21 protein-coding genes are annotated in these 21,403 nt (G+C 66.8%); 9 read left to right on the forward strand and 12 right to left on the reverse strand.

Annotation, left to right across the window (positions count from 1 at the left end):
- Positions 1-83: 83 nt before the first annotated feature.
- Genes VG543_RS12255 through VG543_RS12275 form a run of 5 tightly spaced genes read right to left on the reverse strand, consistent with a single transcriptional unit; the run spans position 84 to position 5,054 of the window.
- Complete coding sequence (locus VG543_RS12255) at positions 84-452, reverse strand: PDZ domain-containing protein (protein WP_031270494.1); 369 nt, start codon at positions 450-452, stop codon at positions 84-86.
- 16 nt (positions 453-468) lie between these two features.
- Positions 469-1,686, reverse strand: a complete 1,218-nt coding sequence (locus VG543_RS12260) for an ABC transporter permease (RefSeq protein WP_019660723.1) — start codon at positions 1,684-1,686, stop codon at positions 469-471.
- Between the two features lie 20 nt (positions 1,687-1,706).
- Positions 1,707-3,005 carry an ABC transporter permease gene (locus VG543_RS12265; RefSeq protein WP_005419489.1) on the reverse strand — a complete coding sequence of 433 codons (1,299 nt, stop codon included), beginning with the start codon at positions 3,003-3,005 and terminating at the stop codon, positions 1,707-1,709.
- A 10-nt stretch (positions 3,006-3,015) separates the two neighbouring features.
- The gene (locus VG543_RS12270) at positions 3,016-3,741 is read right to left on the reverse strand and encodes an ABC transporter ATP-binding protein (protein WP_014648484.1); all 726 of its coding nucleotides are present in this window, start codon (positions 3,739-3,741) and stop codon (positions 3,016-3,018) included.
- A 35-nt stretch (positions 3,742-3,776) separates the two neighbouring features.
- Entirely contained in the window at positions 3,777-5,054 is a 1,278-nt protein-coding gene (locus VG543_RS12275) for an efflux RND transporter periplasmic adaptor subunit (RefSeq protein ID WP_111102117.1), read from the reverse strand.
- A gap of 203 nt (positions 5,055-5,257) precedes the next feature.
- On the opposite strand from VG543_RS12275, the gene glmS reads away from it, so the two are divergent.
- On the forward strand, positions 5,258-7,096 hold the full coding sequence (glmS, locus tag VG543_RS12280) for a glutamine--fructose-6-phosphate transaminase (isomerizing) (protein ID WP_312542176.1): 1,839 nt from the start codon (positions 5,258-5,260) through the stop codon (positions 7,094-7,096).
- Positions 7,097-7,541: 445 nt separating this feature from the next.
- Entirely contained in the window at positions 7,542-7,973 is a 432-nt protein-coding gene (locus VG543_RS12285; RefSeq protein ID WP_014648481.1) for a CBS domain-containing protein, read from the forward strand.
- A 67-nt stretch (positions 7,974-8,040) separates the two neighbouring features.
- Here VG543_RS12285 and VG543_RS12290 read toward each other — a convergent pair whose 3' ends face one another.
- Together VG543_RS12290 and gloA are read right to left on the reverse strand one after the other, a co-directional pair.
- Entirely contained in the window at positions 8,041-8,469 is a 429-nt protein-coding gene (locus VG543_RS12290) for a VOC family protein (RefSeq protein ID WP_019660719.1), read from the reverse strand.
- 124 nt (positions 8,470-8,593) lie between these two features.
- Positions 8,594-9,112 (reverse strand): lactoylglutathione lyase, encoded by a 519-nt coding sequence (gene gloA / locus VG543_RS12295; protein ID WP_423178609.1) that lies wholly within the window; start codon positions 9,110-9,112, stop codon positions 8,594-8,596.
- 126 nt (positions 9,113-9,238) lie between these two features.
- Between gloA and VG543_RS12300 the strand changes: the two genes are divergently transcribed.
- Entirely contained in the window at positions 9,239-10,351 is a 1,113-nt protein-coding gene (locus VG543_RS12300; RefSeq protein ID WP_019660717.1) for a PLP-dependent cysteine synthase family protein, read from the forward strand.
- 47 nt (positions 10,352-10,398) lie between these two features.
- Here VG543_RS12300 and VG543_RS12305 read toward each other — a convergent pair whose 3' ends face one another.
- Positions 10,399-10,803, reverse strand: a complete 405-nt coding sequence (locus tag VG543_RS12305) for a hypothetical protein (RefSeq protein ID WP_005419475.1) — start codon at positions 10,801-10,803, stop codon at positions 10,399-10,401.
- 166 nt (positions 10,804-10,969) lie between these two features.
- Here VG543_RS12305 and VG543_RS12310 point away from each other — a divergent pair, with 166 nt between their 5' ends.
- Positions 10,970-13,000 carry a M3 family metallopeptidase gene (locus VG543_RS12310; RefSeq protein WP_423178608.1) on the forward strand — a complete coding sequence of 677 codons (2,031 nt, stop codon included), beginning with the start codon at positions 10,970-10,972 and terminating at the stop codon, positions 12,998-13,000.
- Between the two features lie 102 nt (positions 13,001-13,102).
- Here the strand turns inward: VG543_RS12310 and VG543_RS12315 are convergent, their stop codons facing one another.
- The 3 genes from VG543_RS12315 to VG543_RS12325 all read right to left on the reverse strand — a co-directional run bounded on the left by VG543_RS12315 (position 13,103) and on the right by VG543_RS12325 (position 15,052).
- Positions 13,103-13,906 (reverse strand): SDR family oxidoreductase, encoded by an 804-nt coding sequence (locus VG543_RS12315; RefSeq protein ID WP_019660715.1) that lies wholly within the window; start codon positions 13,904-13,906, stop codon positions 13,103-13,105.
- Positions 13,903-14,469, reverse strand: a complete 567-nt coding sequence (locus tag VG543_RS12320; RefSeq protein ID WP_026347096.1) for a DUF1415 domain-containing protein — start codon at positions 14,467-14,469, stop codon at positions 13,903-13,905. Before VG543_RS12320 ends, VG543_RS12315 begins: the two co-directional genes overlap by 4 nt.
- 100 nt (positions 14,470-14,569) lie before the next feature.
- Positions 14,570-15,052 (reverse strand): YajQ family cyclic di-GMP-binding protein, encoded by a 483-nt coding sequence (locus tag VG543_RS12325; protein WP_049411069.1) that lies wholly within the window; start codon positions 15,050-15,052, stop codon positions 14,570-14,572.
- Between the two features lie 153 nt (positions 15,053-15,205).
- Between VG543_RS12325 and VG543_RS12330 the strand changes: the two genes are divergently transcribed.
- The 3 genes from VG543_RS12330 to VG543_RS12340 all read left to right on the forward strand — a co-directional run bounded on the left by VG543_RS12330 (position 15,206) and on the right by VG543_RS12340 (position 17,995).
- The gene (locus VG543_RS12330; RefSeq protein ID WP_019660712.1) at positions 15,206-16,102 is read left to right on the forward strand and encodes a DMT family transporter; all 897 of its coding nucleotides are present in this window, start codon (positions 15,206-15,208) and stop codon (positions 16,100-16,102) included.
- Between the two features lie 199 nt (positions 16,103-16,301).
- A complete protein-coding gene (locus VG543_RS12335) occupies positions 16,302-17,309 on the forward strand; it encodes a methionine ABC transporter ATP-binding protein (RefSeq protein ID WP_021203891.1) in 1,008 nt (335 codons plus the stop codon).
- Positions 17,306-17,995 (forward strand): methionine ABC transporter permease, encoded by a 690-nt coding sequence (locus VG543_RS12340; protein ID WP_019660710.1) that lies wholly within the window; start codon positions 17,306-17,308, stop codon positions 17,993-17,995. Before VG543_RS12335 ends, VG543_RS12340 begins: the two co-directional genes overlap by 4 nt.
- Positions 17,996-18,099: 104 nt before the next feature.
- Here VG543_RS12340 and VG543_RS12345 read toward each other — a convergent pair whose 3' ends face one another.
- Positions 18,100-18,702, reverse strand: a complete 603-nt coding sequence (locus VG543_RS12345; RefSeq protein ID WP_019660709.1) for a lipocalin family protein — start codon at positions 18,700-18,702, stop codon at positions 18,100-18,102.
- Between the two features lie 128 nt (positions 18,703-18,830).
- Between VG543_RS12345 and VG543_RS12350 the strand changes: the two genes are divergently transcribed.
- Together VG543_RS12350 and VG543_RS12355 are read left to right on the forward strand one after the other, a co-directional pair.
- The gene (locus VG543_RS12350; RefSeq protein ID WP_021203893.1) at positions 18,831-19,157 is read left to right on the forward strand and encodes a hypothetical protein; all 327 of its coding nucleotides are present in this window, start codon (positions 18,831-18,833) and stop codon (positions 19,155-19,157) included.
- Positions 19,158-19,226: 69 nt separating this feature from the next.
- Positions 19,227-21,323, forward strand: a complete 2,097-nt coding sequence (locus tag VG543_RS12355; RefSeq protein ID WP_021203894.1) for a prolyl oligopeptidase family serine peptidase — start codon at positions 19,227-19,229, stop codon at positions 21,321-21,323.
- Positions 21,324-21,403 lie beyond the last annotated feature (80 nt).

The raw sequence follows: 21,403 nt of genomic DNA on the forward strand, positions 1-21,403 counted from the left end.
CCGTGTTCGTATCCATACGCCGGGAGAGCCCGGCGCCACCCATCAAGCATAGCCAAAGCCGTGGCGACGAGGGCGGGCTGGTTTCAGCGCCGCGCTGGTGGCGGCGGTGGCGGCGGTGGCGGAGCGACCAGCGCCAGCCGCCACGAGGTGGCGTCCACCGGGACGGTGAGCTCGCGTTTGTCGCGGCGCAGCAACAGGTACGCAGTCGGGGCACTGGAATGCCGCAGCGCATCGGCAAGATGCTCGATGCGCCGCACAGCCGTATCGTCCAGGCGCAGGATGCGGTCGCCGCTGCGCACGCCGAAGCGGGCTTCCGGACGCGCGGCTTCCACCCGTACCTGGCCCTCGGTCGAGCGCAGCGCCAGGCGGGCATCATCCTGGCGCCATTCCAGCGTCTGCGAGCTGCCACCGCCGGCCAGCGCCGGCAGTGGCAGCAGTGCCATCAACAGCATCCGGCAGGCACGCATCTCACGCGCCCCGCGTGGCAACTGCGGGCGGGACCGCTGCCGCGCGCCGGGCCGGCCCGAACACCGCGACCTGGCCCAGCACCCACAGCAGCAGCGCGCCCAGCGGCAGGTAGTACAGGGGCATGCGTGGCAGCTCGTACAGGTTCATCAGTGCCAGATTGATCGCGTAGGCCGCCAGCATGCCCAGCACGATGCCCAGCGAGGCCAGCAGGAAGTTCTCGGTCTGGAAGTAGCGCAGGATCTGCCCGCGGGTGGCACCGAGTGCGCGGCGAATGCCGATCTGCTTGCTGCGCTGCTGCACCCAGAAGCTGGCCAGGCCGATGATGCCCAGTGCGGTGACCACCAGCAGCGAGACGCTGACGGTGATCAGCAGGCCAACCATCGCGCGGTCGTTCTTGAAGAAGTCCTTGCGCTGGTCTTCATAGGTCAGCTTGTCGCGCATCAGCCGGTTGGGGTCGTTGCGCTCCAGTACAGCAGCCCCCGCATCAAGCACCTCCTGGCGGCGTTCCGGCGAAGTGCGCAGCACATAGGTGCCACCCTCGTCGAAGGTGCGCCGCATGGGCAGCAGCATCGAGTTGGTCCAGTTGTCATTCCAGCCGTTGGGCGTGCTGAGCGTGTCGACGATGCCGACCACGTGCAGCGGCTGCTTGCCCATGTAGTAGGTCTTGCCCAGCGCGCTGCCGTTGGGTTCCATCTTGGCGGCGGTGGCCTGGGTGAGGATGACCGGGATGGCGTTTTCCTTGGCGCCCCCCTTGCTGGCGTCTTCGAAGTTCTGGTACTCGCCGGGCAGGAAATCGCGGCCGGCGATCAGGTTGATGCCCATCGTGGCCAGCCCGTTCTCGGACAGGGTGTACATCGAAGCGTTGGTGGTCGGCCGTTCCTGGTCGATCTCCCGCGAGATGCTGCTGCTGGACGAGCCGTTGCGGAAAGGCACCTGGTTGATGATGGTGACGTTGCTGACGCCGGGAAGCGCACGCAATGACGCCAGGTCCTCACGGGTGCGGGCCATGGCATCGGTCTGCTTGCCGATGCCGCTGACGCGGAGCATCACCAGTTCGTTCTCGGCGATGCCGCTGGGCATGCTGATCTTCTCCACGCGCTGGCTGACCAGGAACAGCGCGTTGCAGACGATGGCGCAGGTCAGTGCGACTTCCAGCACGATCAGGGCAGCGGCAGTCTTGTGCCGGCGCAGCGTGCTGAGGATGGGGCGGATGTCCATGGGAGTCCTCGTTCGATTGCTTACTGCGACTTGAGCTGGATGGCCGGAGTGACCTGCATGGCGCGCCAGGCAGGCAGGAAACCGGCGGCAAGGCTGGCGAACAGGGTCAGGCCCAGCGCGAGCAGCAGCATGTTGCCGTCCAGATGGGCCAGCTTTGCGTACTCCACCGGTTGCTGGCGCACCGCGAACAGGCCGAGCAGGGCCAGGCCGATGCCCAGCACGCCCCCGACCACGCCGACCGCGCCGGCTTCCACCAGGCACTGCAGGAAGATCTGGCCACGGCTGGCACCGAGTGCGCGGCGCACGCCGATCTCTCCACTGCGGCGCAGGAACTTGGCCAGCAGCAGGCCCACCGTGTTGACCAGGCAGACACCCAGGAAACCCAGTGCCAGCCACAGCTGCAGGCGCACGTCGCTGGGCACCGCGCCGTTGAAGTCCAGCCATTCCATCACGGTGCGCAGGCGCACGTTCGGCGGGTGCTTGAAGCGGCCGGCCTGGCGCTGCTGGCTCGAATAGTTCTCCAGGTAGCGGCGGTAGTCGGCGGCCTTGGCCGGGTCCATCTCCACCCAGTACTGCAGCCACGCGCAGGGTGCGTTGAGCGAGTAGCTGTTGCCATCGGGATTCTCGCCGAAGCAGTTCATGTTGCCGTTGCTGCCCAGCTTCAGGTCGAACGAGGTGGAGATCGGCAGCAGCAGGTCTTCGTTCTTGCCGTAGCTGCCGGTGGTCAGGTCGTAGAAGTGCGGCTCCGGGCTCCATTCCTTCATCACGCCGACGATGCGGTAACTCTGGCCTTCCATGCGCAGGTCGCGGCCCACGCTGTTGGCGCCCTGGTACAGCTTGTCGTTGAGCGCCTTGGAGATGACCACCACGCGTGCGCGGCCTTCATCGTCCTCGCGCGTCCAGGGGCGGCCGTACTGCATCGGCACCTCGAACATCGGGAAGAAATCGGCCGAGGTCCAGCGGGTGTCGATGCTGAAGGGCTTGAGGGTGCTGTTGTCCGGTTCGATGGTGCCGCCGCCGCCGCTCATCAGCGCCTGGCGCTCGCCCTTGGCCTCGCGCAGCAGCGCTTCACCGTCGAAGCGGGTCAGCTGGGTTTCCGGTTCCTCCCCGGCGACATAGGCGCCGGTCGCGGCATCGAGCTGCACGTAGAACAGCCGGTCGCTCTTGCCGGGAATCGGGTCACCGGACAGCACATGGAACACGGTCAGGGTGGTCATCGAGGCACCGATGCCGAGGGCGATGGCCACCACCATCAGCGCGGTCAGGACCTTGTTGCGGCGGAAGCTGCGCACCGCCAGTCGGGCGTAGTAGGCGAACATGGCCGGCCCCTCACTCGTTGACGGCGACGATGTGGCGCGGCGGGGTGGCCAGCACCGGTTCGCGCACCAGGTCGGTGACCTGGCCATCGACGATGTGCACGTTGCGCTGCGCACGCGCGGCCAGTTCCGGATCATGGGTGACCATCACGATGGTGGTGCCGGCGGCGTTGATCTCCTCCAGCAGTTCCATCACGCCGCGCGCCATCTGCGTATCCAGGTTGCCGGTCGGTTCGTCGGCCAGCAGCAGGCGAGGGCTGCCGGCCAGGGCGCGTGCGATGGCCGCGCGCTGCTGCTGGCCGCCGGACAGCTCATTCGGGTAGTGCTTCATGCGCGAACCCAGGCCGACCTGGGTCAGCGCCTTCTCGATGCGCTCGCGGCGCTCGTTGGCGCTCATCTTCCGATAGCGCAACGGTACGTCGACGTTGTCGAACAGATTCAGATCGGGAATCAGGTTGAAGCCCTGGAAGATGAAGCCGATCTTCTGGTTGCGCAGGCGGCTGCGTGCGTCGTCGCCCAGCGTGCTCACATCCTGCCCGTCCAGCAGGTAGGTACCGCTGGTGAAGGTTTCCAGCAGGCCGGCGATGTTGAGGAACGTGGTCTTGCCGGAACCGGACGGGCCGGTGACGGCGACGAACTCGCCTTCCTTGACCTGCAGTTCCAGCGAGCGCAGAGCGTGGGTCTCCACCTGTTCGGTACGGAAGACCTTGGCGACCGAACGCATTTCGAGCATGTACATGGGGTGTCCTCTCTCCAGGATTCAGGTATCAGGTGTCAGTTGACGGAGACGCGTTCGGCGTCCTTGAACAGGTCGCTGCCGGAGACCACGATGCGGTCGCCTGGCTGCACACCGGACTTGATTTCCACTTCGCCCAGGCTGCTGACGCCCAGTTCCACCGGACGGCGCACGGCGGTGCGGCCATCCATCACGTAGGCCATGCCGTTGCCCTGTTCGACGAACGGGCCGCGCTCGACCTTCAGCACGTCCTTGCGGGTATCGAGCAGCACGCGCACCGACATCCGCTGGCTCTGGCGCAGGCCTTCCGGCTGCGCGCTGGCAAAGCGCACGCGGGCGTTGACCTCGCCGTTGACCACTTCCGGCGATACTGCGCTGATCTCGCCCGGGAACGGCTGGCCGTTGCCACCGGTCAGCTGGGCCGGCATGCCGATCGCCAGGTCGCGGGCGAAGCTCTCCGGCACCTTGATCTCGACCTCGAACTTGGACAGGTCGACTACGCCCAGCACCGGCGCGTTGGCGGCCAGGTTGGTGGACTGCACGGCCTGCACCTGGCCAACCTGGCCATCGAAGGGCGCGCGCAGCGTCAGCGCATCGACCTGGCGCTGCACTTCGGCCACCACCGCTTTCTGGCGGTCGGCCAGCAGGCGCTTGTTGCGGGCATCCAGGTCGGCGCCCTGGCTCTGCAGGCGCGCATCGGTGGTGGCGTTGGCCAGGGCGATGTCGGCTTTCTTCAGCGAATCCTTGGCCTTGGCCAGGTCGATCTGCGGTACCGCGCCGCCGTCGTAGCCGCGCTGGTAGCGCTGCAGGTCACGGTCGGCGGCCTGACGCTCGATGGTGGCCTGGTCGGTTTCCTTGCGGGACTTGGCGCGGGCCAGGGTCGCGTCCAGCGCGGCGCGGCTGGCCTCGGCTTCCAGCCCGGCCAGCGTTGCCTGTTCCTGGGCCAGCTTGCTGCGCAGTTCCGGGCTGTCGATGATCGCCAGCTCCTGGCCCTTCTTGACCACGTCACCGGCGACCACCTTCAGGTCCACGGTACCGGCCGAGATGGCATACAGGATCGGGCTGTTGGCGGCGATCACGCGGCCGTCGGCGGCGATGTCGCGCACCAGGTCGCCGCGCTTCACTTCGGCGATGCGCACGCGGCTGCTGTCGAAGGAGCGGCTGGCATTGGACCAGGCATGTACCGCCCAGCCGATGCCGGCCAGCAGCGCGATGGCACCCAGCGCCGGCCAGCGATAGCGGTGCCAGGCCACGCGGGAGGTGCCGGCCGGGGCGGTGGAAACGATCTGGTCCTGTGCGGAGGTGTCGCGGATCATCGGATGCGTGCCTGACGGTGGTAACCAGTACCAAGCAGGTTGCGTGCCAACCTTATTTCCTTTTGGTTCAACAGGTTGGATGAGGAGGCGAAGTGTCCGGGTGTCCGCGGACACCTTTCCGGACACTTTCATTAAGCGGACAGGAGGGCGACGCCGGACGCGCGGGCTAGAATGCGCCGATCGTCTTCAAGGAAACGCGTGACATGTGTGGAATCGTGGGTGCGATCGCTGATCGCGACGTGGTGCCGGTACTGATCGAGGGGCTGAAGCGTCTTGAATACCGTGGTTACGATTCCTCGGGTATTGCGGTAGTCGACCAAGGTGAGCGCCGCGATGTACGCCGCGTGCGTCGTACCGGTCGTGTGTCGGAAATGGCCACCGCGGCCGAGGCAGAGGGCTTCAATGCGGTGCTGGGCATCGGCCACACCCGCTGGGCCACCCACGGTGGTGTCACCGAGGCCAACGCGCATCCGCATATCAGCCATGGCGTGGCGCTGGTGCACAACGGCATCATCGAGAACCATGAGGAGCAGCGCGAGAAGCTGCGCGCGCTGGGCTACACCTTCGAGTCGCAGACCGATACCGAAGTCATCGCCCACCTCATCCACCACCACCTGAAGGACGGCGATGACCTGCTGGTGGCGCTGCAGCACACGGTGAAAGAGCTGACCGGTGCCTATGCGCTGGCCGTGGTCAGCCGCGCCGAGCCGGAGCGCTTCGTCTGCGCGCGCATGGGCTGCCCGCTGCTGATCGGCCTGGGCGAGGGCGAGAATTTCGTCGCCTCCGACGTCTCGGCGGTGATCTCGGCCACCCGCAAGGTGATCTTCCTGGAAGAGGGCGACACCGCCGAGATCCGTCGCGATGGCGTGCGCATCTTCGACGAGCATGACCAGCCGGTCGAGCGCGACGTGCATCTGTCCGATGTGTCGCTGGCCTCGCTGGAGCTGGGTCCGTACCGCCATTTCATGCAGAAGGAAATCCACGAACAGCCGCGTGCGCTGGGCGACACCATCGAAGCGGCGATCGACGCCGGTGGCTTCCCGGCCGAGCTGTTCGGGAAGAACGCCGAGGCGGTGCTGTCGGGCATCGAGGGCGTGCAGATCATTGCCTGCGGCACCAGCTACTACGCAGGCCTGACCGCGCGCTACTGGATCGAGGCCATCGCCGGCCTGCCGTGCAGCGTGGAGATTGCCAGCGAGTACCGCTACCGCGCCGCTTATGCGAACCCGAAGCATCTGGTCGTGACCATTTCCCAGTCCGGCGAAACGCTGGATACGATGGAGGCACTGAAGTACGCCAAGGCGCTTGGCCACAAGCACACGCTGTCGATCTGCAACGTGCCGGAAAGCGCGATCCCGCGCGCCAGCGAACTGGTCTGCTACACCCGTGCCGGCGCCGAGATCGGCGTGGCCTCGACCAAGGCCTTCACCACCCAGCTGGCCGCGCTGTTCCAGTTGACCGTGGTGCTGGGCAAGCTGCATGGCCGCATCGACGCGGCGCAGGAAGCGGATTATCTGGAGCAGCTGCGCTTCCTGCCGGGCAGCGTGCAGCACGCACTGAACATGGAGCCGCAGATCGCTGCCTGGGCCGAGCGGTTCGCACGCAAGAGCAGCGCGTTGTTCCTGGGCCGTGGCCTGCATTACCCGATCGCGCTGGAGGGCGCGCTCAAGCTCAAGGAGATTTCCTACATCCACGCCGAGGCCTACCCGGCAGGTGAGCTGAAGCATGGTCCGCTGGCGCTGGTGGACGAGGACATGCCGGTGGTGGTGATCGCCCCCAACGACAGCCTGCTGGAAAAGGTGAAGTCGAACATGCAGGAAGTGCGCGCGCGTGGCGGCGAGCTGTTCGTGTTCGCCGACCAGGACAGCAACTTCAACGCGTCCGAAGGCGTGCACGTGATTCGCACCCCGCGCCACGCCGGCGTGCTCAGCCCGATCGTGCACACCATCCCGGTGCAGCTGCTGGCCTACCACACTGCGCTGGCACGCGGCACCGACGTGGACAAGCCGCGCAACCTGGCCAAGAGCGTGACGGTGGAGTAATACCCATCGCTCCGGTTGGATGCTGCAAGCGAAGGGGCCCCGCGTGGGCCCTTTCGTTTGGCCGGACAGTGCGAAGTGGGATTGCCGCCGGGTGTTCTGTCCGCTGTCGGCAGCGGGCAATCAATCTTTAATGCGCAACTGCGCTTGTATTCAGCGGCGGTTTCAGCCGCGGTGCCATTCTCTGGATCGTCAGCTGGTTCCCACGACGAACTGTCCTATCGATGCCGGTAGTGACCGATGGTCGCAGTCGTAGAATCGATTTGACCGAGGTCCGGGTTGAGCGGTTGAACCCCCACCTCGTTCGCGTTGCAGCACGTCGTCTGCCGATGCCTCCCATGCGGCAGACGGGTGCGCCAGACGTGCGCTGAAAGGTCTGTTCCCGGGGAGGGGGCGTATCGGAAGAGCACACTTTTTTGACTTCAGTGACCTGCACCAGGAAACAAGAATGAACGTCCGCGAACTCCTGCAATCCAAGAAAGAAGCTGTCATCACCATCGATGCCGAAGACACCATCGGTGCCGCCGCCCACAAGATGAGCGCGAACAGGATCGCTGCGCTGGTGGTGATGAAGGACGATGCCCCGGTCGGCATCATCTCCGAGAAGGACATCGTGCGCACCCTGGCCGACGATGGCCCGCAGGCCGGCCGCCGGGTGATTTCCAGCCTGCCGTCCACGGGCCTGGAGGGCATTGCGCCGGACGCCACGCTGAAGCAGGCCATGTCGCTGATGACGTACTCGCGTCGCCGTCACCTGATGGTGACCGACGGCAACCAGCTGGTCGGCATCCTCAGCCTGGGCGATATCGTGAAGAACCTGCTGGGCGAGCTGGAACTGGAAAAGGCCGTGCTGCAGGACATCTACATGGCCGCCCACTGAGGGCTGCAGCGCTGGAAACAGAGAAGCCGGGCGTTGCCCGGCTTCTTCGTTCACGGCGTCGGTGAAGTCAGAACGTCACCTTCACCGAGTCGGCACTGTAGTTCGCCGGGCCGTGGTAGACCACTTCGATGTTGTTGCCATCGGGGTCGAGCACGAAGGCGCCGTAGTAGCCCGGGTGGTAGGGGCGCTCGCCCGGTGCGCCGTTGTCTGTGCCACCGGCGGCGATGGCAGCGGTGTGGAAGGCATCGACCGTGGCGCTGTCGCGGGCCTGGAAGGCTAGATGATGGCGGCCGGTCAGCTGGCCGGCGGCGGCACGGCTGCTGGCGCTGGAAATGAACAGCTCGTCGGCCCAGAAGAAGTCCGGCCCTTCGCCGCCGAGTGGGATGCCGATCGTATCGAACACTGCCTGGTAGAAGCGGCGGCTGGCGGCCAGGTCGCGCACCACCAGCTGGATGTGGTCGATCAGGCGGCCACGGTGCAGTTCCATCGTTTCCATACGAACCTCTTCAAAAAGGGGACGGAGTCGGTAGCGCCGGGCCGTGCCCGGCGAGCGCGCAGCGCGGCCTGCTCAAGGCCGCCGGGCATGGCCCGGCGCTACCGGAATTGTGCCCCTTTCCGGGTCAGACGTTGGCGATGATCTCGACCCAGTAGCCGTCCGGGTCCTTGATGAAGGCCAGGTTCTTCATGCGACCGTCGGTCAGCCGCTTCTGGAAGGTTACCCCGAGGTCCTCGAAGCGCTGGCAGGCCACCTCGATGTCCGGCACCGACACGCAGATGTGGCCGAAGCCGCGCGGGTCGCTGTTGCCGTCGTGGTAGACCGCGCCGTCCTGGGTTTCGGTGCCGTGGTTGTGGGTCAGTTCCAGCACGCCCGGCAGGCCGGCCATCCACAGGCGGCGCTGGCTGTCGTCTTCCGGTACCACCACGCCGGCCGGGAGGTAGGCCAGGAAGTACAGGCTGAACTGGGCCTCCGGGAAGTCGCGCTTGTCGATCAGCTGGTAGCCGAGCACGCGGGTGTAGAAGTCCAGCGAGGCGGTGATGTCCTTCACCCGCAGCATGGTGTGGTTGAACACGAAGCCGGTGGTTTCGGCCGGGGCCTGGGCGGCGACGCCGGGGACATCGCGCAGGGCGGGAATGGTCATGGGGGGAGGTCCTTCAGACAGGGCCGTTGCCGGCCGGATGGGGGCATTCTACCGGCCAGCACCTGACGGTACCGCGACGTACAATGGCCGGATCGCACCGTTCCGTCCTGACAACGATTGCCCGCCATGTCGCAGCGTGAATGGGTGGCCGCCGCCATCCGCAAGATTGAAGCCGATTTCAACCGCTCCGCCGATACCCACCTGATCCCGCTGGCGCTGCCCGGGTTCGAGGGCATCGATGTGTACCTGAAGGATGAGTCGAGCCATCCCACCGGCAGCCTCAAGCACCGGCTGGCGCGCTCGCTGTTCCTGTATGCGCTGGCCAATGGCTGGCTGCGCGAAGGGCGACCGGTGATCGAAGCGTCCAGCGGCTCGACGGCGGTGTCCGAAGCCTATTTCGCGCGCCTGCTCGGCCTGCCGTTCATTGCGGTGATCCCGGCCACCACCTCGCCTGAAAAGATCGCCGCGATCGAGTTCCAAGGCGGCCGCTGCCACCTGGTCGAACGCGCCTGCGACCTCAACTGTGATTCGGAAAAGCTGGCCCGTGAAACCGGTGGCCACTTCATGGACCAGTTCACCTACGCTGAGCGCGCGACCGACTGGCGTGCCAACAACAACATCGCCGAGTCCATCTTCAAGCAGATGGCCGAAGAGCCCAGCCCGGTTCCGGAATGGATCGTGTGCAGCCCCGGCACCGGCGGCACCGCCGCCACCCTGGGCCGCTATGTCAGCTACCGCCGCCACGACACCCGCATCCTGTGCGCGGACCCGGAAGTGTCGGTGTTCTTCGACGGCTACCGGGCCGCCGTGGCCGGTGAACAGGACTGGCGCGACCTGACCTGCAGTGGTGGTTCGCGCGTGGAAGGCATCGGCCGGCCAAGGGTGGAGCCGAGCTTCATCCCGACCAGCGTCGATGCGATGGTCAAGGTACCCGACGCGCTGAGCCTGGCTGCGATGCGCCATGTCAGCCGCCAGCTCGGCCGACGCGTCGGTGGCTCCACCGGCACCAACTTCATCGGCGTGCTGCAGGCGGCGCAGTGGATGCGCGAGGCGGGCCACCAGGGCAGCATCGTCAGCATCCTGTGCGACAGCGGCGAGCGTTATGCGCAGAGCTACTACGATCCGGCGTGGTACGCGCGCCAGGGCATTGATGTCGACGGCGCCGACGCACAGCTGGCCGCTGCGGTGGCCGGGCAGGGACTGCCCGAATTGCCGTGGTGCAGCCTGGAAGCGTTGTAGGACGGCCGACGTTGTCGCCGGGCCATGTCGGCGTCCGCGACGGTGTCTCAGTAACCCGCTGCGGTGAAGGCGTCGAGCACCGCGTCGCGCAGTGCATCGGGCAAGGCCTCGATGTCCATCGCGCGGTCATCCAGGTGCAGGGTGGGATCCAGGATGCTGGCGCGGCCCTGGGCCAATGCCTGCAACCACAGCAGCACGCAGATCACGAACTCGCGCTCATGGCCCAGCTGCAGCTGGCTGGCGCCGCGCTCGACCACTTCGAACGGGTACCACTCCTGGCTTTCATTGAACGTGCCGCCCTGCTGCAGCACCGCCTGCAACTGCTGCAGGTGGCGCGGGGCGTCGTCGCCGGCATCGCACAGCGCGGCGATCCAGGCCAGTTCGGCCGCGCTGGCAGACAGTGCCAGCGACCGCGCCGGTGAGGCGGATGCAACTGCAGCCAGACCTTCCATGTGGGGCCTCGTTCGGTACGTGCCGCTGCGGACTCCCCCGCATCCAGAGCTTCGGGGGGCGCGCGTAAGGCCGATGTGAATGCCGTGCCCCCTTGTCAGCCGCGCCCGGCAGCGCCATATCTGGAGGGCTGCCCGGGTGCCGGGCCCCGTATCCTGGAGATCTGCCGTGACCGTTGCCAACCCCCTGCTCGATTTTTCCGGCCTGCCGCGCTTCGAGGCGATCCGCCCCGAGCACGTCGCGCCGGCGCTGGATGTGCTGCTGGCCGAGGCCGAAGCCGCCGTCAGCGCGGCCGAGCAGGTGCAGCCGGTGCGTTGGGAGACCTTCGTCACCCCGTTGGACGACGCGACCGAGCGACTGTGGCGCGCCTGGGGCCTGGTCGGCCACCTGCAGGGCGTGGTCAACACCCCGGAACTGCGCGAGGCCTACAACAGCAACCTGCCGCGGGTGACCCGCTTCGCCAGTGCGCTGGGGCAGAACCTGGCGCTGTATCGGCAGTACCAGGCGCTGGCCGCCAGCCCGGAGGCGGCGCATTTCGATGAAGCCCAGCGCAAGGTGCTGGACAACACCCTGCGCGACTTCCGCCTGGGCGGCGCCGAGCTGGCGCCCGAGGCCCAGCAGCGTTTTGCTGCGATCAAGGAAGAACTGTCGGCGCTGTCGGCGAAGTTCTCGCAGAACGTGCTCGACGCTACCGATGCCTGGTCGCTGATCATCGAAGACGAAGCGCGGTTGAAGGGCCTGCCGGAAGACGTGAAGGCCACCGCGCATGCCGCAGCACGGAAGGACGGCAAGGCCGGCTGGAAACTGACCCTGCAGATGCCGTGCTACCTGCCAGTGCAGACCTGGGGCGAGGACCGCGACCTGCGCGAGATCCTGTACCGCGCCAGCGCCCAGCGTGCGTCCGAATTCGGCGATGACGCACTGGACAACAGCGGCAACATCGACCGCATCCTGGCCCTGCGCGCCGAACTGGCTGCGTTGCTCGGCTTCGATTCGTACGGCCATTACTCGGTGGCGACCAAGATGGCGCAGGACCCGGCCGAAGTGCTCGGTTTCCTGCGTGACCTGGCCTCGCGCGCCAAACCGTTCGCGGCCAAGGACCGTGCCGAGCTGGAGCAGTTCGCGCGCGAGCAACTGGGTATCGAGCAGCTGCAGGCCTGGGACCTGGCGTTCGCCGCCGATCGCCTGAAGCAGGCGCGTTACAGCTATTCCGAGCAGGAAGTGAAGCAGTATTTCACCGAACCGAAGGTGCTGGGCGGCCTGTTCTCGGTGATCGAGCAGCTGTACGGCCTGCGTGTGCAGGAGGACAGCGCGCCAGTGTGGCACGAGGATGTGCGCTTCTTCCGCCTGGTCGATGCGCAGGGCGCACTGGTTGGCCAGTTCTACCTGGACCTGTACGCGCGCGAAGGCAAGCGCGGTGGCGCGTGGATGGATGATTGCCGCAACCGCCGCGTGCGCGCGGACGGCAGTGTGCAGACGCCGCTGGTCTACCTGGTGTGCAACTTCGGTCGCGGTGCCAATGGCAAGCCGGCTACCTTCAGCCACAACGAAGTGACCACGCTGTTCCATGAGATGGGCCATGGCCTGCACCAGCTGCTGACCCGCATCGGCGAGCTGGGCGTGGCCGGCATCAACGGCGTGGAGTGGGACGCGGTTGAGCTGCCCAGCCAGTTCATGGAGAACTTCTGCTGGGAATGGGACCACCTGCAGGCGATGACCGCGCACGTGGACAGTGGCGAGCCGCTGCCGCGCACGCTGTACGAGCGCATGCTGGCCGCGCGCAACTTCCACAGCGGCATGGCCACCGTCCGCCAGCTGGAGTTCGGCCTGTTCGACATGCTGCTGCACAGCCAGTTCGAGCCAGCGCAGGACAGCGTGCTGGCGCTGCTCGACCGCGTGCGCGCGGAAGTGGCGGTGAACCACCCGCCGGCCTGGAACCGCTTCCCGCACCAGTTCAGCCACATCTTTGCGGGCGGTTACGCCGCGGGCTACTACAGCTACAAGTGGGCCGAGGTGCTCAGCGCCGACGCCTATGCCGCGTTCCAGGAAGCGCCACAGGCACTGGCGGAAACCGGTGCACGCTTCCGTGATGAGATCCTGTCGCGCGGTGGCAGCCGCCCGGCGGCGGAGAACTTCAGGGCTTTCCGCGGCCGTGCACCGCAGATTGACGCGCTGCTGCGTCACTCGGGCATGGCGTAAGGCGTCGGGTAGGTGCCAACCTTGGTTGGCACTTCACCGCCCTCCACGCATGGCATGGATCTACCGGAACGCCGGCCAACGGCCGGCACTACCGGTGGTGGGTCATTCGGCGTAGATCATCTTCCGGGTCATGCCGCCGTCGACGATGAAATCCTGGCCGGTGCTGAAGCCGGACAGCGACGACAGCAGGTATACCGCGAGCGCGCCGATGTCCTCGGGGTGGCCGACCCGGCCGACCGGATGCTGTGCGTGGTCGATGGCCGAGTACTCCGGCTCGTGTCGCCGTGAGGGTGCCTGCCACTCGCTGGTGCCGATCCAGCCCGGGCTGATGCTGTTCACCCGCACCGCCGGGCCGGCGCTGATCGCCAGCGCATGGGTGAAGGCCACCAGGCCACCTTTGGCCGCCGCATAGGCCTCGCTGTGCGCTTCGGATTGCCAGGCGCGGGTCGAGGCGATGTTGATGATGGCGCCGGCGGCGCTGGCTGTCAGCGCCGGCAACGCGTGCTTGCTGCACAGGAAAGCGCCGTGCAGCGACGACAGGCGGCGCTGCCATTCATCCCAGTCCATGTCCTGCAGCCGCGAGCCGTGCGCACCGGCGATGCCCGCGTTGTTGACCAGCCCGTCGATGCGACCAAAACGCTGCAGGGCCGTGGCAATGAAGTCGCGCACACTGGCTTCGTCGGTAATGTCCAGGTGCTGGAATGCGGCGTCCTCACCGCGTTGCCACTCGCGCAGGCAGGCCTGGCCGGCTTCCACGTCCAGGTCGCCGATCAACACGCGGCCACCTGCACCGAGCACGCACTGGGCGATGCCACGGCCGATGCCGTTGGCGCCGCCGGTGACCAGCACCACCTTGCCCGACAGCGGCGCGGCCGGCCAAGCGGCAATCGGCGGCACCGTGCTCACGACAGGTCTTCGCCACGCAGGCGGCGATGCCAGCCGTCCACGCCGATACGGTCCAGGGTCTGGATGTTGCGCTCGACGATCACGTCCGGATCAGGGAACGCGTCCACCGCGCGCGCCACACTGTCTTCGCGCAGCAGGTGCAGGGTGGGGAAGGGCGCACGGTTGGTGTAGTTGCTGGCATCGCCCGGCGCCACGCCTTCGAACTGGTAGTCCGGATGGAAGCTGGCCACCTGCAGGATGCCCTGCAGGTCCAGTGCCTCGATCGCCGCATCGGCGTTGTCGAGGAAGTCGTTGTAGTCGAGGAAATCGGTCAGCACCTGCGGATGCACGATCAGCGTGGTATCGATCTGCTCGGCCGGCGTATCGCGCAGCAGGACCAGTTCCTCGGCCAGCTGCTCAACCAGGGCTTCCGTGGTGGTCGCATCGCTGAGCACGATGCGGACCTGGTCCTTCACATACACCGCCTTGGCGAACGGGCACAGGTTCAGGCCGATGACGATGCGTTCCAGCCACAGGCGGGTGGCGGCGATCGGGTCCTCGGTGGGCAGTTGGGCGTCGGTCATGGCGGGCACGTCGGCTGGCGGGGCGGACATTGTAGGCGCGTCGCTTGCAACGCGCCGTCGTACCGCAGGTGCCGGCGCCGGGCCATGCCCGGCGGCCAGATCAATCGCGGAAATTGTTGAACTGCAGCGGCAGCTCGAACTTGCCGGCCTTGAGCACGGCGATGGCGTCCTGCAGGTCATCGCGCTTCTTGCCCTGCACGCGCAGCTTGTCGCCATTGATCTGGCTTTCAACCTTCAGCTTGGCCTCCTTCAGCGCAGCGGCGATCTTCTTGGCGACCTTCTGCTCGATGCCCTGCTTGACGGTGATTTTCTGCCGGGCCTGGGCCAGGTTGGTCTCGATGTCGCCGAATTCGAGGCTGAGCACATCGATGCCGCGCGCGGCCAGGCGTGCACGCAGGATGTCGTTCATCTGCTTGAGCTGGAACTCGGTCGGCGCGAACTGGTTGATCACATCGCCATCGCGCTCGAACTTGGCATCCACGCCCTTGAAATCGAAGCGGGTGGCCAGTTCGCGGTTGGCCTGGTCGATGGCGTTGGTCAGTTCGTGGGTGTCGACTTCGGACACGACGTCGAAGGAAGGCATGGCGATGCTCCGCAGGATTCAGTGGCAGCCATTCTATCGCGAGGGCCCTATGCCCGCCCTTTGTAGCGCCGAGCCCACGTTCGGCTGCTTTGTGAAGAGCAGCCGAGCGTGGGCTCGGCTCTACAGAAAGCGACGACCGGGCGATAATGGGCCATGAACGTGCAACGCTCCCCTTCGCGCGCAGTGGCCTGGATGGTCGCTGCGGTCGCCTGCTTCTCGCTGATGGACGCCGGCATGAAGCAGCTGTCGGCCAGCTACCCCACCCTGGAAGTGACCTTCCTGCGCGGCGCGGCCTCGTTGCCGTTCGTGCTGGTCTGGGTGCTGGCCAGCGCCGGGCCGCGTTCACTGGTGCCGCGCCGCTGGGGGCTGCACCTGCTGCGTGGTGCGCTGGGCATGGCGATGATCGGCTGCTTCGTGTTCGCCCTGCGCGACCTGCCGCTGTCCACTGCCTACACCATCTATTTCGTCGCCCCGCTGCTGATCGCTGCGCTGTCGGTGCCGCTGCTGGGCGAACGGGTCGGGCCGCGGCGCTGGGTAGCCATCGGCATCGGCCTGGTCGGCGTGCTGGTCGTGCTGCGGCCGGGCGTGGACGGCTTCATTTCGGTGCCTGGGCTGATGGTGCTGGCCGCGGCCACCGCCTATGCCGTAGCCGCGATCACGGTCAGCCTGCTGACCCGCACCGATACCTCGCAGTCGATGGTGGTCTGGTTCCTGGTGATCATGGCCATCGGTGCCGGCCTGCTGGCCCTACCCGGCTGGGTGCCACTGCAACTGGCACATGCGCCGCTGATCGGCGGCATGGGCCTGGCCGGAGCGCTGGGCCAGATCGCCCTGACCAGGGCCTTCCAGCTGGGCGAGGCCTCGATGATCGCGCCGCTGGAGTACAGCGGGCTGGTCTGGGTGATCGGCTGGGACCTGGCGTTCTGGGGCCAGCTGCCCGATGGCTATACCTGGGTGGGGGCGGCGATCATCGTTGCGTCCGGCCTGTACCTGCTGCATCGCGAGCGGGTGAACCGGCAGGAGCCGCCGAAGCCGTTGGACCACCCCTGAGCCGGGGTAGGGCCGGCCGGCGGCCGGCAACCCCTCGCGCCGGAGGGACCGCTGCAGGTGCCGGCCAGCGGCCGGCGCTACCGTGGGCAGCGGCTTAGAACCAAAAGGAATAACATTCTGGCCCATGGCGCGGGCGCGCGACCGCCTGCGCTGGTAGGCTGCACGCCCCCTTCCGTCACCCAGCCGGTGAGCCACGCCCGTGATCGAGTTCCAGCGCCTGCACAAATCCTATGCCGTTGCCGGCCGCGCAGTGAGCGCGCTGCAGCCGCTGGACCTGACCATCGAGGCCGGTGAGGTATTCGGCATCATCGGCCATTCCGGCGCCGGCAAGTCGACGCTGATCCGCATGATCAACCGCCTGGAAGAACCCAGTGGTGGGCGTCTGCTGATCGGTGGCGAGGATGTCACCGCACTGGACGCGGACGGCCTGCGCGCGCTGCGCCGGCGCATCGGCATGATCTTCCAGCACTTCAACCTGCTGTCTTCGCGCACGGTGGCCGGCAACGTCGCCTTCCCGCTGGAGCTGGCCGGCACGCCGAAGGCGGAGATCGACGCACGCGTGGTCGAGCTGCTGCAGACCGTTGGCCTGGAAGCGCATGCGCAGAAGTATCCGGCGCAGCTGTCCGGTGGCCAGAAGCAGCGCGTCGGCATTGCCCGCGCACTTGCAACGCGTCCGCAGATCCTGTTGTGCGACGAGGCCACCAGTGCGCTCGATCCGCAGACCACGGCATCGGTGCTGTCGCTGCTGTCGAAGATCAATCGCGAGCTGGGCCTGACCATCGTGCTGATCACCCACGAGATGGACGTGATCCGCCGCGTCTGCGACCGCGTCGCCGTGCTCGACGCCGGCCAGATGGTCGAGACCGGGCCGGTCACCCGGGTGTTCCTGCATCCACAGCATCCGACCACGCGCCGTTTCGTCAGCGAATCGGAGCACATGGACGAAGGTGCGCTGCATCGCGATTTCGATGCCGTCGGTGGCCGCATCGTGCGGCTGACGTTCCTCGGTGGCGACACCTATGAACCCCTGCTCGGCAGCGTGGCGCGGCAGACCGGGGTCGACTACAACATCCTGTCCGGCCGTATCGACCGGATCAAGGACACCCCGTATGGCCAGCTGGTCGTCGCCCTGGTGGGCGGTGACCAGTCCGCCGCGCAGGCCGCATTCGTGGCCGCCGGCGTGCACGTTGAGGAACTGCGTCGATGATCATCGCTACTGCCGGCGGCTTCTTCCGCCACCTGGATGCGGACAAGTGGGTGGATATCGGCAAGGCCACCCTCGAGACGCTGCTGATGATGGCCGGCTCGCTGCCGCTTACCCTGGCCATCGGCCTGCCGATGGGCGTGCTGCTGTACGTGTTCGGCGCGCCGCAGATGAAACGCCGGCCACTGGTCTATGGCGCGCTGGCGATCGTGGTGAACCTGCTGCGTTCGGTACCCTTCATCATCCTGATGGTGGTGTTGATCCCGGTGTCGCTGTGGTTGATGGGCCAGTCGATCGGCGTGCTCGGCACGTTGCCGGCGCTGGTCATCGGTGCGGCGCCGTTCTACGCGCGCCTGGTGGAAACCGCGCTGCGCGAAGTGGACCGCGGCGTGGTCGAGGCCGCGCAGTCGATGGGTGCCACCACCTGGCAACTGGTCACCCGGGTGCTGCTTCCCGAGGCGCGGCCGGGCCTGATTGCCGCCGCCACGGTCACTACCGTTGCTCTGGTTGGCTTCACTGCCATGGGCGGCGCGATCGGTTCCGGCGGCCTGGGCGACCTGGCGCTGCGCGAAGGCTACCAGCGCAACCGCACCGACGTGGCCCTGGTTACCGTGGTGGTGCTGCTGATCCTGGTGCAGCTGCTGCAGATGCTCGGCGACCGCCTGGTCGCGCACTACACCCGCAAGTAGCCCGCCTCAGATAGTGCCGGCCGCTGGCCGGCAACGATGCGCTGCTCCAGGTGTGCCGGAGCTGCCGGCCAGCGGCCGGCACTACATCTGCGCCCGGCGCTCTCTCAACGCACGTTGGGTACTTCGTAACCCAGCTTGCCGACCTGCTCCGGGCGCTGTGGCACACGCTTGAGCTTGTCGGTGTTCACCCCGTATTCGTCACGCAGGCGCTCGGCCAGTTCCTTGTAGAGGCCCTTGTCCATGTCCGGTGTGCGCGAGAAGATCCAGGCCATCTCGCGGCCCGGGTAGCCGATCAGTGCCCAGGAATAATCCGGTGCTACTTCCAGCACCCGTGAATGGGTGGGCACCACGCGATAGAACCAGGTGCGCCAGCCGTGATTGCCGCTGTCCGGGTCGACACTGGCGCGTGCGCGGATCTCCTGCAGGGGTTCGCCGAAGCCATCACGATAGCGGTAGGTGATGCCGACCTTGTGCGCGTCGCGCAGTTCGTACTCGTTGACGCTGGCCACATGGCCGCGCTCGACGAAGTTCGGCACGCGGCCAATCACGTACCAGGTACCCATGAAGCGCTTCAGGTCGATCGGCGCATCCGGGTCGGCGACGCGTGGGGCGCTGGCACGGGGCGATGGCGGCTCGCTGGCGGCCACGGCGGGGCCCGCCAGGGACAGGGCCAAGAGCATGGCGCAGAGCGGGCGGATCGAAGTCATGCGGGAGCGGGCTCAGGAGGGCTTTGCGTGAGCATGGTCGACTGAGCGTGCGCGATCCGTCAATGGTGTCGCAGCCTTTGAGAAGGGCATTGACCAAGCTGTGTTGCACTGTCTACCGGAGAAGCCCCATGAACGCACGTTCCGTCCGTCGCCCTGCAGCTGAACGCGTCAGCCTTGAACGTGCCGACCCGCGCCTGCTGCGCAGCGTGCGGCAGTTGGCCCTGGCCGGTGTGGCACTGGTCCTGGTCTGGCCGGCCGCGCGTGGTAGCAGCGCGTGGCTGGGCTGGTTGCCGATGTGGCTGGTGGGCATGCCGCTGGTGGCCTGGTGGGCGCTGCTGCGCTTCCCGTTGCCTCGCCTGTCGTGGCTGCGGCGGGCGCGTCACACCGGTGGACAGGCGGACCGACGCGGTGGCGGTGCGGCCCGCCGCCGTCGCGGCGCCACCGCCGCGGCCTGACCTTCGACACGGGGGCGACAGCGGTGATCCATGCTAGCGTTCCAAGGCTTATGACTGCCTGGAGCTGCAATGTCACGATTCGCTTCCGCCTGCCTGTTGGCTGGCATGATGACCGCTGCCTCGGTGGGGACCGCCGTGGCCGCTGAAGACACCGACCGTTACGCCTGGCTCGAAGACGTAACCGGCGACAAGCCGCTGGCCTGGGTCAAGGAACAGAACGCCAAGTCCGAGGCGCGCCTTGCGCAGACCCCGGCATTCAAGCAGATGGAAGCCAGCATCCGCGAGGTGCTCGACTCCGATGCCAAGATTCCCGCCGTGCAGAAGATCGGCGACTACTACTACAACTTCTGGAAGGACCAGCAGCACGAGCGTGGCCTGTGGCGACGCACCACCCTGGCCGAATACCGCAAGGCCTCGCCGCAGTGGGAAACCGTGCTCGACCTGGATGCACTGAACAAGGCCGAGGGTGAGAACTGGGTCTGGCACGGCGCCGATTGCCTGCGCCCGGACTACAGCCGTTGCCTGATCGCGTTGTCGCGCGGCGGCGCCGATGCCGACGTCACCCGCGAATTCGACCTGGCCAACAAGACCTGGATCAAGGATGGCTTCTTCCGTCCGGAGTCGAAGGGCGGCCTCAACTGGATCGACCGCGATACCGTGTTCGTCTACACCGACTTCGGTGCCGGCTCGATGACCACCTCCGGCTACCCGCGCGTGGCCAAGCTGTGGAAGCGTGGCACTCCGATGGCCTCGGCCACGACGGTGTACGAAGGCAAGCCGGAAGACATGTACATCGCGGCGACGCACGATGACACTCCGGGCTTCGAACGCAACCTGGTCAGCCGCACGCTCGCCTTCTACAACAACGAGATCTACCTGCGCGGTGACGATGGCACGCTGACCAAGATCGACGCGCCGAATTCGGCCGAGAAGGGCCTGCACAAGCAATGGCTGACCCTGGAGCTGCGTGATCCGTGGACTGTCGGGGGCAAGACCTATGCGTCCGGTTCGTTGCTGGCCACCAAGCTGGATGACTTCCTGGCCGGCAAGCGCGAGTTCGACGTGCTGTTCACCCCGACCGCGACCACCTCGCTGGCCAGCGCCACCTGGACCAGGAACCATCTGGTGCTGAACGTGCTGGACGACGTCAAGAACCGCCTGTCGGTGCTGACGCCGGGCGCCAATGGCTGGCAGACCAGCCGCTTCGTTGGTGCACCGGCTTTCGGCACGCTGGGCGTGGCTGCGGTCGACAGCAATGACAGCGACGCGGTGTGGCTGACGGCCACCGACTATCTGACCCCGACCACGCTGGCGCTGGCCGAGATCGGCCAGGCCCCGGAAACGCTGAAGACCATGCCGGCCTTCTTCGATGCCAAGGGCAAGGTGATCGAGCAGCACTTCGCCACCAGCAAGGATGGCACCCGCGTGCCGTACTTCGTTGTGCACGATCGGGCGATGAAGCTGGACGGTTCCAATCCGACCCTGCTGTACGGCTACGGTGGCTTCGAGATCTCGCTGACCCCGAGCTATTCCGGTGGCATGGGCCGCGCCTGGCTGGAAAAGGGCGGCGTGTACGTGGTCGCCAACATCCGTGGCGGTGGCGAGTATGGGCCGCGCTGGCACCAGGCGGCACTGAAGCAGAACCGCCACAAGGCCTATGAAGACATGGCCGCGGTGGCGCGCGATCTGGTCAAGCGCAAGATCACCAGCGCCAGGCACCTGGGCGTGCAGGGCGGCAGCAATGGTGGCCTGCTGACCGGCAACATGCTGACCCAGTACCCGGAGCTGTTCGGTGCGGTGGTGGTGCAGGTGCCGCTGCTGGACATGAAGCGCTACAACCACCTGCTGGCAGGCGCATCGTGGATGGCCGAGTACGGCAACCCGGATACCAGCGACTGGGAGTTCATCAAGACCTTCTCGCCGTACCACCTGTTCGATGCGAAGAAGAAGTACCCGCCGGTGCTGTTCACCACCTCCACCCGCGATGACCGCGTGCATCCGGGCCATGCCCGCAAGATGGCGGCGAAGATGATCGACGCCGGCAAGGACGTGACCTACTACGAGAACATCGAAGGTGGCCACGGCGGCGCCGCCAACAACGCGCAGGCCGCACACATGTCGGCGCTGGCCTACAGCTTCCTGTGGGAGCGGTTGGGCGGCAAGTAAGCAGAACGGAAAACGCCGCCCCAGGGCGGCGTTTTCCGTTATCGGGTAGCGCCGGACCATGCCCGGCGCGCGCGTAGCGC

Source organism: Stenotrophomonas sp. CASM101 (assembly GCF_049384845.1).
In the GTDB taxonomy this organism is placed as follows: domain Bacteria; phylum Pseudomonadota; class Gammaproteobacteria; order Xanthomonadales; family Xanthomonadaceae; genus Stenotrophomonas; species Stenotrophomonas hibiscicola.